The sequence below is a fragment of the uncultured Parasphingorhabdus sp. genome, from assembly GCF_963975735.1.
Taxonomy (GTDB): Bacteria; Pseudomonadota; Alphaproteobacteria; order Sphingomonadales; family Sphingomonadaceae; genus Parasphingorhabdus.
The window spans coordinates 57,544-72,171 of the sequence record NZ_CAXBIA010000003.1; the positions used below are offsets into that span (position 1 = coordinate 57,544).

A 14,628-nucleotide genomic window follows, 5' to 3' on the forward strand; every position below is an offset into this window, starting at 1 on the left:
TCTCACAGCCACCATATAGTGGATAGAAGCGCTGTTGCAGCGCAGCATGTGGAGTAAAAATGTCCGAGATCGAAGCCAACCCCATCCCTGAAGCCAAGGCCCTGCCGCTGTTGCCATTGCGCGACATAGTGGTGTTCCCGAATATGATCGTGCCGCTGTTTGTCGGTCGCGACAAATCCGTGGTCGCGCTTGAAAAAGCGATGGATTCGGACAAGGAAATTTTCCTCGTCGCGCAACTTGATCCGGCGGAAGATGATCCGGTTCGCGATCAACTCTATGATCTCGGTGTGGTCGCGACCGTATTGCAATTGCTGAAATTGCCCGACGGCACCGTTCGGGTGCTGGTCGAAGGCAAGCAACGCGCCAAACATCTGTCGCTCGAAGAAAAGTCGGATGGCTATGTACTGGCTTCCGTCGAATTGCTCGAAGAGCAAGCTGTCGAGGGGGCTCAGGCTTCCGCGTTGATGCGCTCTGTCGTCGACCAGTTTGAAAATTATTCCAAGCTCAACAAGAAAATGCCTGCGGAAACCGTGGTGCAACTGGGCGAGATTGACGATGCTGCCCGCCTCGCTGATGCCGTGGCCGCCAATATCAATGTGAAGGTCTCGGACAAGCAGAGCCTGTTGATGGAGAGCGATCCGACCAAGCGTCTCGAAATGGTCTTTGCCTTCATGGAAGGCGAACTGGGCGTATTGCAGGTTGAAAAGAAAATCCGTGGCCGTGTGAAGCGGCAGATGGAAAAGACCCAGCGCGAATATTATCTCAACGAGCAGATGAAAGCGATCCAGAAAGAACTGGGTGACGGCGAAGATGGCGAGGGCGACGAACTCGGCGAATTGAGCAAAAAGATCAAGGAGCTGAAGCTTTCCAAGGAAGCGAAGGCCAAGGCGACCGCAGAGCTGAAAAAGCTCAAGGGCATGCAGCCGATGTCGGCCGAGGCAACGGTCACACGCAACTATCTCGATGTGTTGCTCGGATTGCCCTGGGGCAAGAAGTCACGGCTCAAGAAGGATCTGAAACAGGCCGAGAAGGTTCTGGACGATGATCATTTCGCGCTCGAGAAAGTCAAGGAACGGATTCTTGAATATCTCGCGGTGCAGACCCGTACCAACAAGCTGAAAGGCCCGATCCTGTGCCTCGTCGGTCCTCCTGGCGTCGGCAAGACATCGCTCGGTCGTTCGATCGCTCGTGCCACCGGACGCGAATTTGTCCGCCAATCATTGGGCGGCGTTCGCGACGAAGCGGAAATCCGCGGCCATCGCAGAACCTATATCGGCTCGCTTCCCGGCAAGATTGTCTCCAATCTGAAAAAGGCTGGCACATCCAATCCCTTGTTCCTGCTCGACGAAATCGACAAACTGGGTCAGGATTTCCGCGGCGATCCGGCATCGGCTTTGCTTGAAGTGCTCGATCCGGAACAGAATGACAAGTTCCAGGACCATTATCTCGAGATCGATATCGACCTTTCCGACGTCATGTTTGTGACCACCGCCAATTCGCTCAATCTGCCGCAGCCTTTGCTGGACCGGATGGAGATCATCCGTCTCGAAGGCTATACCGAGGACGAGAAGGTCGAAATTGCCAAACGCCATCTGCTCGAAAAGCAGATCGAGGCCCATGGTCTGAAAAAAGGCGAGTTTTCGCTGCGCGAAGATGCGCTGCGTGATCTCATCCGCTACTATACCAGAGAAGCCGGTGTGCGGACCCTTGAACGCGAAATCGCCAAGCTGGCGCGCAAGGCTTTGCGCCGCATTCTCGAAGGCGACTATAAGAGCGTCGAAATCACGCCCGACAATCTCGCGGAATATGCCGGCGTGCAAAAATATCGCCATGGCATTGGTGAAGAAGAAAACCAGGTGGGTGCCGTAACCGGCCTCGCCTGGACCGAAGTCGGCGGTGAACTGCTGACGATTGAATCGGTTACCGTATCCGGCAAAGGCCAGATCAAGACCACCGGTACGCTGGGCGACGTGATGAACGAATCCATCCAGACTGCGCTCTCCTTTGTGAAGGCGCGTGCGCCTTCTTATGGCATCAAACCGAGTGTCTTCAGCCGCAAGGATATTCATATCCATCTGCCCGAAGGGGCTGTGCCGAAAGACGGCCCGTCTGCGGGCGTCGGTATCGTTACCGCGATCGTTTCGACCCTGACCGGAATTCCGGTGCGTCGCGATGTGGCTATGACCGGCGAAGTCACTTTGCGTGGCCGGATCTTGCCGATAGGCGGACTGAAGGAAAAGCTGCTGGCGGCCTTGCGCGGTGGAATTACCACAGTGCTGATCCCGGCCGACAACGAGAAAGACCTGGTCGAGATACCGGAGAATATCACGTCGAAGCTGAAGATCATCCCGTTGAAACATGTTGATGAAGTGCTCGCCGTGGCGCTGGCAGAAACGGTGGAACCGATAGAGTGGAGCGATGCGGACGAACTCGCCAGTCACGCGACCGCACCGATCCCAGACGACGGGGCTTCAGCGGCGCGGCATTAAACGACTGTCATCATCGAGTCGCGGTCGGGAAACGAAGGCGAAATTCCGCTGTAAATTATCCAAAATAACCAAAGCGTTGCCGCTGATCTGTTCATTTACCATGTTTTGTCGTAAAAAATGGGGGTTTGGCGCGGAAAACAGCGGTTTTACTTTGACTCACTCGGATAATTTCGCATTACTGCCGCCAGACAAAGTTGCGATTCAAACGAATTGCCATCAGAGAAGGGGGGATACCCAGAATGAATAAACAGGATCTTATCAGTAACGTTGCGGACCACAGTGGCCTCAGCAAGAGTGATGCCGGCAAAGCGGTAGATGCCGTATTTGAATCCATTACCAGCGCATTGTCAGGCGGCGGCGAAGTTCGTCTCGTTGGCTTCGGTACATTCTCGACTTCAAAGCGTAAAGCTTCAACCGGCCGCAACCCGCGTACCGGTGAACCAATGCAGATTCCTGCATCGACACAAGCAAAGTTCAAAGCCGGCAAGGGCTTGAAAGACGCCGTAAACTAAAAACCAAATCGGGGAGCATAGTTTCGCTCCCCATTTTTTCGCACTTTGTTCTAGAAAAATAAGGCGGGACCTCGAAAAGGGGCCCGCCTTTTTCTATGGGCGCAGGCCGCGTGCCCCCAGCTTGCAATCCTGCTCTTGCTCCTTACATTGAGGGCATAGCAAATACGAAAATATGGAAGCTTCTATGGCAGGCGGTTGGGCGCGCGATGGCGCGGTACAGGATCAGATTGACGATACGATTGCCGATGCGGTGAAACGTGCGCGTGCCGATATGCCGTCTGGAGAAGCCGCCAAATATTGCGCAGAATGCGGTGAAGAAATTCCCGAAGCGCGCCGTCGCGCCTTGCCGGGCACGCGTACCTGTGTTGTTTGCCAGTCCGCCCGCGATGCGGATCGGGCAAGTGTCGGCATCAACCGGCGGGGAAGCAAGGACAGCCAGCTGCGCTAGGTGGTCGGTTACAGCGGCGATTTGTCCGGTTACGGGGCCTTGATCCAGAAATATACGCCAGACCTCGTGACGGGGGCTGTCGTTTTCCACGAGCGGCTATATTTTGTAAAATTGTCGCCGGCCGGATTATTGATAGCGGCTGGGAAATGCCCTCGTTTGCACTGGGGATTTTTTCCGGAAACCGTCCGCCGGATGGTTTCTCTTGCGGAAAAAATGGTAGACGCTGAGGGGTTCGAACCCACGACCCGCTGATTAAGAGTCAGCTGCTCTACCAACTGAGCTAAGCGTCCATTAGAAGGCGTATATAGGGCCGGATTTTGTGAACGCAACAGCTTGGTTGCAGAAATTATCCAAATGCGCCGCCCTGGCGACCGGGATGGCGGTCGATTGACATCAATATCCCGACGCAGATCATGATCGTCATCATCGACGAGCCGCCATGGCTGAGGAAAGGCAGGGGGATGCCGACGACCGGTGCCAAGCCCATTACCATCATCAGGTTGATCGCGACATAGAAGAAAATCGTCACCGTCAGTCCTGCTGCGGTCAGCTGCGAGAAGCGGGTTTTCGCTTTCATCGCGACGCCCAGACCCCAGCGGAACAGCAGGAAGAAGCAGAACAGCACGAGTATGCCTCCAAACAGGCCCCATTCCTCGGCCATGGTTGCAAAGACGAAATCGGTGTGGCCCTCGGGCAGATAATCGAGATGGCTCTGGGTGCCGTTCATAAAGCCTTTGCCGAACAGGCCGCCCGAACCGATCGCGATTTTTGACTGGCTGATATGATAGCCGGAGCCGAGCGGGTCATTTTCCGGATTCAGGAATGTGGTGACGCGCCGTTGCTGATATTCTTCCAGAGCAAAGAAATAGGCTACCGGCGCCAGAACCGCGATCGCCGCTCCACCACCGATGAACAGCCGCAACGGCAGCCCGGCCAAGAAGGCGACGGTCAGCGCGCCGGCCACCACGGTTATCGTCGTGCCGAGATCGGGTTGCAGCAATATCAGCGCGCAGGGCAGTGCCAGCAGGGCAAAAAGCGGCCAGATAGCCCCCCATGTCCGTATCTGGCTAGGTGGCAGCAGATCATAGAATCGGGCCACTGCCAATATGATCGCGACCTTCATCATTTCCGATGGCTGCAGCCGGATGACGCCCAGATCGAGCCATCGCTGGCTACCACCGCCGACAGCGCCGATCAGTTCCACACCGAGCAGCATGACAACGATGATGATATAGGTCGGGAAGGCCATGGTTTTCCAGAAGCTTTCCTTGAACCGCGACATCACGACCGCCATCGCCAGGAAGATCACGAACCGGCCCATGTGCATGCCGGCCCACGGCGTCAGACTGCCGCCTGCGGCCGAATAGAGGACGATGAAGCCGAAACTGGCCATGACGAACAGCAGCAGGATTGTCTTCCACGGGAGCTGCGCGATCGGCGCTGGAATGAAATCACTCAATTTCTATTCTCCGACGCCGGTTTCGGAGGACTCGGGTTTCGCCGGAGCCGGATTTTCGGCCATCGCCTTTTCGAGATTTTTCCTCGCGCGATAGGCGTTCATTTTAATGTCCATCCGCTGCTGGATCGTGCCACCCCAAGATTCCTCGAGCCCGGTGAGAACATCCATCGCCTTCTGGCGATCGTAGAGGAAGGTCAGGACGTCGCGGGCGACCGGATAGGCTGCACCGGACCCGCCGCCATGTTCTATCACCACAGCAGCAGCGTAGCGGGGATTGTCAAAGGGGGCGAAGCAGATGAACAGGCCGTGGTCACGATATTTCCAGGCAACATCCTTGCCACCGCGACCGAAATCGAGATTGACCACCTGGGCCGTACCGGTCTTGCCGGCCAGCTTCACATTTTCGATCGGCAGGCGCGCCCGTCCGGCGGTGCCAGGTCCGTTGACCACATCGCTCATCGCCTGATGGACATAGACAAGATGTTCCGGATCCAGATTCAGGGTTTCGATCAAAGGCTTTTTCTCGTCCATGATGAGCCGAGGAACGATATTCTTTCCGGTCGCGATCCGCGCCGCCATGACCGCCAGCTGGGTCGGGTTGACCAGCATATATCCCTGACCAATCGTGGTGTTGACCGTGTCATAGGCCTGCCATTCGCGCTTATATTTCTTGCGCAGCCATGCCGGGTCGGGAACCGTGCCGTAAAACTGGCTGAGTACCGGCAAAGGATATTTCTGTCCCAGACCCAGACGGTTGGCCATCAGCGCTATCGGGTTGATGCCGATTTTCTGGGCAAAATGGTAAAAATAGACATCGCAGCTCTGGTAGATGCCCTTGGCCATATCCACCCGTCCGTGGCCGCCACGCTTCCAGCAGCGGAAGCGCCGGTTGCCAACTTGCAGGCCACCGTTGCAATTGACGGTCTCGTCGGGGCTGAGACCGGCCTCCAGAAAGGAAAGTGCGACCATCGGTTTTACGGTCGATCCCGGCGGAAACAGGCTTTTGAGCGATTTGTCGAGCAGCGGGACATGATCGTCTTCCCGCAGCATGCCATATTCCGTGACACCGATGCCGTCGGAGAAGCTGTTCGGATCGAAGGATGGCATCGAGGTCATCGTCAATATGTCGCCGGTCAGGCAATCGATAATGACCACCGATCCCGATTCTGGTCCCAGACGGCGAGCGGCATATTCCTGCAGATCGATATCGAGCGTCAGTTGCAGGGCCTTGCCCGGAACATCCGGCCGCGTGTTGAGCTCCCGGACAATCTTGCCGCGCGCGGTCACTTCGACCCGTTTGGCGCCGGGTTTGCCCTGTAGCCGGTCCTCGAAAATCTTCTCCAGACCGTCTTTGCCGATCTTGTACCCCGGCGTGATCAATATCGGATCGGGATTTTCCTTATAATCCTCGGCCGAGGCTATGCCGACATAGCCGACCAGATGCCCGATAGCCGGGCCGCTGGGATAGTTGCGCGAGAAACCCTGACGCGGTGAAACACCGGGAAGATCGGGGAGTCTGACGCTGACGGCGGCATATTGTTCCCAATCCAGTCCGGTGGCGACCTGAACCGGCTGAAAGCTGCTGGCCTGCTCGAGCTCGCGGTTGATCCGTTCCAGCTCCTCGGGATCGAGGGCAAGCAGATCAGCTAGGGTCGCAACGGTCTTTTTCCGGTCGCGCAACCGGTCGGGAATGATGTCGACACGGAAATCGGTCTTGTTATTGGCAATCGGCTTTCCATAGCGGTCGACCAGCCAGCCGCGCCGGGGCGGGACGAGTGTCAGATTGACCCGGTTGCTTTCCGAGAGAAGCTTGTACCGTTCGTTCTCGGCAACCGAGATATAGGCCATCCGGGCAGCGAGGAGCACGCCGACGCCGACCTGCAATCCGCCGATCACCGTCGCCCTTCGGGAGAAGCTGAGCGTCTGCATCGCGCTGCTGATGGTTTTGGCTGGCTTCATGAAGCGACCCGCCAATTGTCGATGGCACCGATGAACCGGGTAAGAAACGGATAGAGGAGAGTCGACAAAAGAATCTGTGGCGCGAGCAAATCGAGCCGGAGCATATTGGATTGCAAATCGACGATCAACATACCGCCCACTAGCACAAAAACGGTGGCGATGGAGGCAATAAGCCAATCCTGCCAATAGTCTCGGCTCACCGCTTTCCTGTCGATCGTTTCCAGCAGGACGAACACGACCGACCAGAGAAACGCGGCGCTGCCAAAGGGTTGGCCGCTGAACATATCATCGACCAGACCGAGCGGGAAGCCGGCCCAGACCGTCCAGTATCCCGGACGGATCAGGCGCCAGGCCAATAATATCAGCAGCCCCATCGGCGGCAGAATCGGATAATCGGTGATGATCGGCAGAGCCGTGATCATCGAACCCAGGACAACGGTCACCGGTGGCACCAGCATGATCCGCAACCGGGATGGTTGCCTGCCAATGGCGGAGTGACGGGACTTGGCCACTATTCGCCGGTTTCCTCTTCCGCATCAGCCGCAGAATCTTTTTCGATCTGGCGCATCGTTTCGGCCTGGAAAATAGGCTGGACAATTGCGTGGCTGACCTTGGCGGGATTGGCCAGAACCCGGCCGATGGCACCGGTTTCGGTTTTGCGAATGACAACCGCCACGGGGATGCCCGGGCTGTAGAGACCGCCGCTGCCGGATGTGATCATCAGATCACCGCCCTTGAACGGATTGGTGCCGATGTTGATCGGCTGAATATCCACTGTGCCGTCGCCGCGACCGGTCGCAAAAGCGGGAAGGCTGTCGCTGGCCCGCTGGACCGGCGTGACATTTTTTCCGTCCGATACCAGCAATACCCGGGCCGTTGTCGGGCCGGTTTCCAATATCCGGCCGACCAGTCCTTCCGGCGACCGGACAGGCTGGCCTGGTTCCAGTCCATTGTTGCTGCCGACACCCAGCGTCGCGATACGGCGCGAACTTGATGCGGTAGAGCTTATCAGACGTGCCATCGCGATCGAATCGGGTACATCCTCGTTGAGCTTCAGCAGCCGCTTGAGCCGTTCATTCTCCTGTTTCAGGGCACGGGCTTCCAGGATTTCTATGCGATTCTGCTCGAGCTCCCGGTCCATGGCGGCATTTTTCGATGCCGCGTTGAAATAGGCGGAAATTTCGCCACCGGCACTGCCGGTTGCGCCGCCGACGCTGGAAAGAAAACGGCTTACAGGAGCCATTGTTTCCGCGCCGATCGTGCGAAGGGCTGAAAATCCGAGAGGATCGATGAAAGAGACGAGCAAGAGAAGCAGACCCATGATCGCTCCCAATATGCCCAGCAAATAGCTAGCGAAAATACTATATTGCGCCCGCTTGGAAAATCCTGGACGCCGATTATTTGGCGGCGCCATATTGATCTATCCTTTCATTTCCAATCGTTGCTTCATCATTGGCCGGGTCTCAGGCGGTGGTCAGGACGCCCCGGAACATGGGGTCTTCCATTGCGCGACCGGTGCCGATTGCGACGCAAGCCAGAGGATCTTCGGCAACCGTTACCGGCAAACCTGTTTCGTCGCTAAGCGCCGCGTCGAGACCGGAGATCAGAGCGCCACCGCCGGTCAGGACAATGCCCTGATCGACAATATCGGCGGCCAGTTCCGGTGCCGTATTTTCCAGCGCGATACGAACGCCTTCGATAATCGTACCGATCGGTTCGCTAAGCGCTTCGGCAATCTGGCCCTGGTTGATCGAAATTTCTTTCGGCACACCATTTACCAGATCCCGGCCCTTGATGTGGATCGTGTGACCGACGCCGTCGGCAGGAGCCTGGGCGACGCCAAAGTCTTTCTTGATCCGTTCAGCGGTTGTTTCGCCGATCAGCAGGTTGTGATGACGACGGACATAGGAAACGATCGCTTCGTCCATCTTGTCGCCGCCGGTGCGGACGGAAGTCGTATAAGCCAGACCACGCAGCGAGAGTACGGCAACTTCGGTCGTGCCGCCGCCCACGTCCACCACCATCGATCCGATTGGTTCGGTGACGGGCATGTCCGCGCCGATGGCTGCTGCCATTGGTTCTTCGATCAGGAATACCTGCCGCGCGCCGGCGTTGGAAGCTGCATCACGAATGGCGCGGCGTTCAACCGAGGTCGAGCCGCTTGGAACGCAGATCACGATCTCGGGATAGCTGAACAGCTTGCTCTTGCCGTTCACTTTCTGGATGAAATGTTTGATCATCTGCTCGGCAACATCGATGTCGGCGATAACACCATCGCGCAGAGGCCGGATGGCTTCGATGCTGTCGGGGGTTTTACCCATCATCATCTTCGCGTCATTGCCGACCGCCTTGACTTTCTTGACACCGTTGATGGTTTCGATTGCGACAACCGATGGTTCGTTAAGAACGATACCCTGACCGCGCGCATAAACCACCGTATTAGCGGTGCCGAGATCGATCGCCAAATCTTGCGAGCGGAACTTGAACAGATTTTCAAACATATTTTTGTCCGTAATTTCTTATCTTCGCAGACCAAGCTGCACCAAATGCTCGACGCTCTGGTTAAGCTGGACGGGTCATGAAATTAACCATGATATTCGTCCAGAAAATCAGGGGTCGCTTGGTAAGGTCGCTTGGGCTAGGAACGCGATTATGTCAATAAGAAGACTTCCAAATAGCCTGATAAATCGGATCGCTGCCGGAGAGGTTGTCGAGCGCCCTGCCAGCGCCCTGAAAGAGCTTGTCGAAAATGCGATCGACGCCGGGGCAAGCCAGATCAATATCCGTCTGGACGAGGGTGGTCTGGATCTTGTCCAGGTCTCGGACAATGGTTGCGGGATGAGCCGCGACGACATCACATTGGCGCTGGAACGCCATGCAACCTCGAAATTGCCCGACGAAGCGATTGAACTGGTGACCACCATGGGGTTTCGCGGCGAGGCGCTGCCTTCGATCGCCAGCGTAGCGCGGATGACGATAGAAAGCCGGATGGCCGGTGAAGATGGCTGGTCGCGCGTCATCGACCATGGCGAGCTGGTCCACGAAGGGCCGACCGCGATTCCGCCAGGAACCAAGGTGCGCGTCGAACAGCTGTTCGGCAAGGTACCGGCACGCCGCAAATTTCTCCGCACCGCCCGAAGCGAATATGCCGCCTGCACCGATATCGTCCGGCGACTGGCGATGGCGCGGCCCGATATCGGGTTCACGCTGGAACATCAGGGACGCAAGGCAATAGCCGTCCAGGGCGGGGAAACCGGCCCCGAACGGGTGGCCGCGCTGACCAGCCGCGATCTGCGCGCCAACAGCGTCGGCGTCGATCTGCAGCGGGAAGAAATTCACCTGACCGGCGTCGCCGGCCTGCCAACCTATAATCGCGGTGTCGCCGATCACCAGTTTCTGTTCGTCAACGGACGCCCGGTCAAGGACCGGTTGCTGGTCGGCGCGGTGCGTGGTGCCTATGCCGAGATGCTCGCGCGGGATCGCCATCCGGTTGTGGCCCTGTTCATCGAAATGCCGCCGGAACTGGTCGATGTGAACGTCCATCCGGCGAAGACCGAAGTGCGCTTTCGCGAGCCGGCGATGATTCGCGGCATGATCGTCAGCGGCTTGCGCAAGGCGCTCGACGAGGGCGGGTTTCGTGCGGTCCAGAGACCGGCCGAATCGGCGCTGTCAAACTGGCAGAGGGAACCGGCCGCACCGGACCCGCAAAGTAATATTTTTACGTCGCAGGGCGGGTCCAATATTGCGCAACAGCCTTATCCTTCCGCGCAGATGCAAGAGGGCGCCAGTGCCTTTTCGGGCTTTGATCCGCGTGAGGAAATCGCGCCGCTCATGGGCAAGGCAGAGGAGGCTTCCGGTCCGGTGCCAGACGCAACGCGCCATCCCTTGGGTATCGCCCGTGGACAGGTGGCAAAAACCTATATCGTCGCAGAGGCCGAAGACGGTCTGGTGATCGTCGACCAGCATGCCGCGCACGAGCGGCTTGTGCTGGAGCGGATGCGCAAGGCGGTCGATGGCGGCACGGTCGCTTCGCAGGCACTGTTGATGGCCGAAGTCGTCGAACTGGATGAAAATGCCTGCGACAGGCTGGAAGCGCGCGCGGCGGAATTGTCCGATTTCGGATTGGAAATGGAACGTTTCGGGCCCACGGCGATGCTGGTGCGTGCGACACCGGCGATGCTCGGTGCGGGTGATGTGAAGTCACTGGTCACGGATCTGGCCGACGAACTTGGCGCTTTTGACCAGGCGTTGAGCCTGAAGGAACGGATCGATCATGTCGCTTCGACGATGGCATGTCATGGCTCGGTCAGGGCAGGGCGGGTGCTCAATGTCGCGGAAATGAACGCGCTGTTGCGGGAAATGGAAGTGACGCCGCATAGCGGCCAGTGCAACCACGGTCGCCCGACATGGGTCAAGCTGGCGCTGGAAGATGTCGAGAAGCTGTTCGGACGAAAGTGACGGAGTAGCGCCGGGACGCTAGTCCCCGCGAACGGCAATCAATCCGGTGCTTTCCATCGTCATGACCGGCTCGTCATTCTGGTTGAAAACGGTCAGGCGTCCGACGGTAATTCCCATTTCCGGTCGGCTTTCCGAACGGCGCTTGCTGATTATCTCGCTTTCGCAGCGCAGTGTATCGCCGGGAAAAACCGGCTTGATCCAGCGCAGATTATTAATGCCGGGCGAGCCCAGTCCTGCCTGTTCGTGTTTTTTGAAATTGTCCACGATCATCCGCATCGCGATCGAGCCCGTGTGCCAACCGCTGGCGGACAATTTGCCAAAATGGGTTTTCGCCGCTGCTTCATCGTCGAGGTGAAACGGTTGCGGGTCATATTTTGTCGCGAATTCTATCACTTCTTCGCGGGTGACCGGATATTCTCCAAAGGACTGGACGACGCCGATCTCGATATCTTCGTAATAGAGCATGGCGGAGATTTACCTTCAGGGACGCAGTGATGGTTCAAATGGCGCGAGATCGCCATCGCTAGGCTGCGGAGCAATACCGGCCAGTCTGCCGACCAGAGAGTAAATGTCGACATTGTCGAATAGCGGCAGCTGACCGTCGGCAGCAATAGCCGGACCATTTGCCAGGAAAAAGGCCATCATGTCGGCGTCCCGATGATCATATCCGTGGCCGCCGCCAGTGCCGGTCATCCATTCCGGGACGTCCTGCAATCCGACCCAGCCACTTTCGACCAGACAGAAGATCGAAGGCACGCGCGGGTTTTTGCCATAAGCAAAATGCGCCGGAATATTTTCCCGGTCCCAGCATTCCATATGTTCGTGCGGACGGATAAAGGCCGCGCGTACCGCGTCTTCATTGTCTTCGAGCGGCTCGATTCCGACGTAATTGCCGCCTTCGACCAGATGATATTCGTCGCGCGGCATGATCCGGTCGAGATGGACGATCCGATCGGCTGACGTCTCGGTCATGCCGTGGTCCGATACGATGACGAAATTGACCGGCTGTCCCATGTTGTCCAGTTGCTGTTTCAACCGGCCGATTTCGCTATCGACGTCCGCGATTGCGGCGTGCAGTTTTTCACCCGGTGCGGGTCCGAAATAATGACCGGCGGTATCGACGGTATCGAAATAGAGCGTGACCAGGCGAGGCCGGATATAGGCCGGCCGCCGCATCCAGTCGACCACAGCATTGATCCGGCGGTCATTGGACAGTTTCTGGTTGAACGGCCACCAGTCGGCGGGGCGCAGGCCGTTGAAATCCACTTCTGATCCGGGCCAGAACATGGTTGCCGAACGGATGCCCTGCTTTTCGGCGGTGATCCAGATCGGTTCGGCCTGGTTCCACCAGAAGGGATCCTGTGTCGCCATTTTGAAGACTTCGCCGGGCCGCGCGCTGTCTTCCATCGTGTTGCCGACGATGCCGTGATTATCAGGGGTTTTTCCGGTCACCAGGGTCCAGTGGTTGGGGAAGGTCTTGCTCGGGAAGGACGGGCGCATCGGTCCATATATGCCGGACGCCGCCAGAGCGGACAGATTGGGCGTGATTCCGCGGTCGAGATAGTCGGGTCGGAACCCGTCGATCGAGATCAGGATCGTGACGGGATCGCGTATCTCGGCTTTCTCGGATTCGATGTCGTCCTGCACGGGTGTGACCGCAGCATACATAGGCACGCCGGCCAGCAGAAAACTCGCCAATATCAGTGAAAAAATCGATCGAATCATGCGTTCTGCTCCCATAGATTCAGGTCCTAGCGGGCTATTGTGACAATTCAGACATTGAACTTGAAATTCATGATATCGCCATCTTTCGCGACATATTCCTTGCCCTCCTGACGGAGCTTTCCGGCTTCGCGCGCCGCGCTTTCGCCGCCCAGTTCGACATAGTCGTCAAAGGCGATGGTTTCGGCGCGAATGAACCCGCGTTCGAAGTCGCTGTGGATTTCGCCAGCCGCCTCGGGCGCTTTCGCTCCCTTGTGGACGGTCCAGGCGCGTGCTTCCTTGGGGCCAACGGTGAAGAAGGTCTGCAGTTTGAGCAGCTGATAGCCAGCGCGAATGACCCGCGCGAGGCCGGATTCTTCCAGTCCGAGGTCGGCGAGATATTCCACGCGTTCTTCCGGTTCCATGCTGACCAGTTCGGATTCGATGGCGGCAGAAACGATCACCGCTTCGGCGCCTTCGGCCTTGGCCTTTTCGTAAACGGCGGCGCTCAGCGCATTGCCATTCTGGGCATCTTCCTCGGCGACATTGCACACATAAAGCACAGGCTTGGCGGTCAGCAGTTGTGACTGGTCAAAAATCCGTTGCTCTTCCTCGCCTTCCGGTTCGGTCAGCCGCGCAGGCTTGCCTTCGCGCAGCAATTCAAGGGTCTGGCCCAGAACATTGGCAGCAATCTTGGCTTCCTTGTCGCCGCTATTGGCTTTTTTCTGGAAGGCGGGAACGCGTTTTTCCAAGCTTTCGAGATCGGAGAGCAGCAGCTCGGTCTCGACGACTTCCGCATCGGAAATCGGATCAATCTTGTTCGAGACATGCTGGATGTCATCATCCTCAAAACAGCGGAGCACGTGGACGATTGCGTCCACCTCACGGATGTTGCCGAGAAACTGGTTGCCCAGACCTTCGCCTTGCGACGCGCCTTTGACCAGACCGGCAATGTCGACGAATGCCAGCTGGGTCTCGATGATCTTGGCGCTGCCGGCGATTTTCGCGATCTGGTCAAGCCGCGGATCGGGAACGGCGACCTGACCGACATTGGGTTCGATAGTGCAAAACGGATAGTTTGCCGCCTGCGCCGCCTGTGTCTCGGTCAGTGCATTGAAAAGCGTTGATTTTCCGACGTTGGGAAGGCCAACGATACCGCATTTGAAACCCATATTATTGTTCCTGTTTCTGGGAAGGATCGATAACCAGTAATCGGCTATCACAAATTGCCGCCATTCGGTGGCCGATTGTTTTCATATTTTCCGGATCCTGCGCCATTGCGAAAAAACTTTGGACGCTGGATTGTCTTACCAGCAACACATGGTCCCAGATTTCAGCCTCCGGACCAATGAAATAATGCCCTCCGGACCCGGAAAAAATAACATCTCCACCGTGACGCTGGACAATGGGCAGGGTTGCCTGTTCGTAAAGCCGATATGCCTCCGAGCCGCTGATCGGGCTGTCTGGCGCCAGTTCGGGTGACGCCGAATAATCAGCCACATCCCGGAAACGCAGCATATTTAAATTCACCACCGGACCCGTCAGCCCCCGTGATATAAGCCGGATCGCGGATTCTTGAGATGCTTCCAGATATTGCATGAT

General features: G+C 57.4%; 13 protein-coding genes and 1 tRNA gene. 4 read left to right on the forward strand and 10 right to left on the reverse strand.

The features are described 5' to 3' along the window. Positions 1-59: 59 nt before the first annotated feature. The 3 genes from lon (at position 60) to AACZ86_RS06140 (ending at position 3,449) form a co-directional block, all read left to right on the forward strand. On the forward strand, positions 60-2,489 hold the full coding sequence (lon, locus tag AACZ86_RS06130) for an endopeptidase La (protein WP_339690383.1): 2,430 nt from the start codon (positions 60-62) through the stop codon (positions 2,487-2,489). Positions 2,490-2,728: 239 nt separating this feature from the next. Then, the gene (locus AACZ86_RS06135) at positions 2,729-3,001 is read left to right on the forward strand and encodes an HU family DNA-binding protein (RefSeq protein ID WP_335652535.1); all 273 of its coding nucleotides are present in this window, start codon (positions 2,729-2,731) and stop codon (positions 2,999-3,001) included. A gap of 184 nt (positions 3,002-3,185) precedes the next feature. Continuing rightward, a complete protein-coding gene (locus AACZ86_RS06140; RefSeq protein ID WP_339690387.1) occupies positions 3,186-3,449 on the forward strand; it encodes a DksA/TraR family C4-type zinc finger protein in 264 nt (87 codons plus the stop codon). 214 nt (positions 3,450-3,663) lie between these two features. Here the strand turns inward: AACZ86_RS06140 and AACZ86_RS06145 are convergent. The 6 genes from AACZ86_RS06145 to AACZ86_RS06170 form a co-directional block, all read right to left on the reverse strand. Next, positions 3,664-3,739, reverse strand: a tRNA-Lys gene (locus AACZ86_RS06145). Positions 3,740-3,795: 56 nt separating this feature from the next. Next, positions 3,796-4,908, reverse strand: a complete 1,113-nt coding sequence (gene rodA, locus AACZ86_RS06150) for a rod shape-determining protein RodA (RefSeq protein WP_339690389.1) — start codon at positions 4,906-4,908, stop codon at positions 3,796-3,798. A 3-nt stretch (positions 4,909-4,911) separates the two neighbouring features. Continuing rightward, the gene (mrdA, locus tag AACZ86_RS06155; protein WP_339690391.1) at positions 4,912-6,867 is read right to left on the reverse strand and encodes a penicillin-binding protein 2; all 1,956 of its coding nucleotides are present in this window, start codon (positions 6,865-6,867) and stop codon (positions 4,912-4,914) included. Next, entirely contained in the window at positions 6,864-7,379 is a 516-nt protein-coding gene (mreD, locus tag AACZ86_RS06160) for a rod shape-determining protein MreD (protein WP_339690392.1), read from the reverse strand. The genes mrdA and mreD overlap by 4 nt, the downstream gene beginning before the upstream one ends. Further along, positions 7,379-8,281, reverse strand: a complete 903-nt coding sequence (mreC, locus tag AACZ86_RS06165) for a rod shape-determining protein MreC (RefSeq protein WP_339690394.1) — start codon at positions 8,279-8,281, stop codon at positions 7,379-7,381. Before mreC ends, mreD begins: the two co-directional genes overlap by 1 nt. A gap of 49 nt (positions 8,282-8,330) precedes the next feature. Continuing rightward, positions 8,331-9,368 carry a rod shape-determining protein gene (locus AACZ86_RS06170; protein ID WP_339690397.1) on the reverse strand — a complete coding sequence of 346 codons (1,038 nt, stop codon included), beginning with the start codon at positions 9,366-9,368 and terminating at the stop codon, positions 8,331-8,333. Between the two features lie 151 nt (positions 9,369-9,519). Between AACZ86_RS06170 and mutL the strand changes: the two genes are divergently transcribed. Continuing rightward, positions 9,520-11,325, forward strand: coding sequence for a DNA mismatch repair endonuclease MutL (gene mutL / locus AACZ86_RS06175; RefSeq protein WP_339690399.1), 1,806 nt, complete (start codon positions 9,520-9,522; stop codon positions 11,323-11,325). Between the two features lie 18 nt (positions 11,326-11,343). Here the strand turns inward: mutL and AACZ86_RS06180 are convergent, their stop codons facing one another. From AACZ86_RS06180 to AACZ86_RS06195, 4 genes are read right to left on the reverse strand one after another with little or no spacing between them, the layout of a single operon-like run. Continuing rightward, entirely contained in the window at positions 11,344-11,790 is a 447-nt protein-coding gene (locus tag AACZ86_RS06180) for a MaoC family dehydratase (RefSeq protein ID WP_339690400.1), read from the reverse strand. A gap of 15 nt (positions 11,791-11,805) precedes the next feature. Further along, positions 11,806-13,050 (reverse strand): ectonucleotide pyrophosphatase/phosphodiesterase, encoded by a 1,245-nt coding sequence (locus AACZ86_RS06185; protein WP_339690401.1) that lies wholly within the window; start codon positions 13,048-13,050, stop codon positions 11,806-11,808. A gap of 47 nt (positions 13,051-13,097) precedes the next feature. Continuing rightward, positions 13,098-14,198 carry a redox-regulated ATPase YchF gene (gene ychF / locus AACZ86_RS06190; protein ID WP_339690402.1) on the reverse strand — a complete coding sequence of 367 codons (1,101 nt, stop codon included), beginning with the start codon at positions 14,196-14,198 and terminating at the stop codon, positions 13,098-13,100. A gap of 1 nt (position 14,199) precedes the next feature. Next, on the reverse strand, positions 14,200-14,625 hold the full coding sequence (locus AACZ86_RS06195) for a DUF1330 domain-containing protein (RefSeq protein ID WP_339690405.1): 426 nt from the start codon (positions 14,623-14,625) through the stop codon (positions 14,200-14,202). Positions 14,626-14,628: the final 3 nt, after the last annotated feature.

What these genes read in the sequence shown, in the direction of transcription:
- AACZ86_RS06135 (WP_335652535.1), top strand. Translation starts at nt 2,729, where the DNA reads ATGAATAAACAGGATCTTATCAGTAACGTTGCGGACCACAGTGGCCTC.
- AACZ86_RS06180 (WP_339690400.1), bottom strand. Translation starts at nt 11,790, where the DNA reads ATGCTCTATTACGAAGATATCGAGATCGGCGTCGTCCAGTCCTTTGGA.
- lon (WP_339690383.1), top strand. Translation starts at nt 60, where the DNA reads ATGTCCGAGATCGAAGCCAACCCCATCCCTGAAGCCAAGGCCCTGCCG.
- AACZ86_RS06195 (WP_339690405.1), bottom strand. Translation starts at nt 14,625, where the DNA reads ATGCAATATCTGGAAGCATCTCAAGAATCCGCGATCCGGCTTATATCA.
- mutL (WP_339690399.1), top strand. Translation starts at nt 9,520, where the DNA reads ATGTCAATAAGAAGACTTCCAAATAGCCTGATAAATCGGATCGCTGCC.
- mreC (WP_339690394.1), bottom strand. Translation starts at nt 8,281, where the DNA reads ATGGCGCCGCCAAATAATCGGCGTCCAGGATTTTCCAAGCGGGCGCAA.
- AACZ86_RS06140 (WP_339690387.1), top strand. Translation starts at nt 3,186, where the DNA reads ATGGCAGGCGGTTGGGCGCGCGATGGCGCGGTACAGGATCAGATTGAC.
- mrdA (WP_339690391.1), bottom strand. Translation starts at nt 6,867, where the DNA reads ATGAAGCCAGCCAAAACCATCAGCAGCGCGATGCAGACGCTCAGCTTC.
- AACZ86_RS06170 (WP_339690397.1), bottom strand. Translation starts at nt 9,368, where the DNA reads ATGTTTGAAAATCTGTTCAAGTTCCGCTCGCAAGATTTGGCGATCGAT.
- ychF (WP_339690402.1), bottom strand. Translation starts at nt 14,198, where the DNA reads ATGGGTTTCAAATGCGGTATCGTTGGCCTTCCCAACGTCGGAAAATCA.
- AACZ86_RS06185 (WP_339690401.1), bottom strand. Translation starts at nt 13,050, where the DNA reads ATGATTCGATCGATTTTTTCACTGATATTGGCGAGTTTTCTGCTGGCC.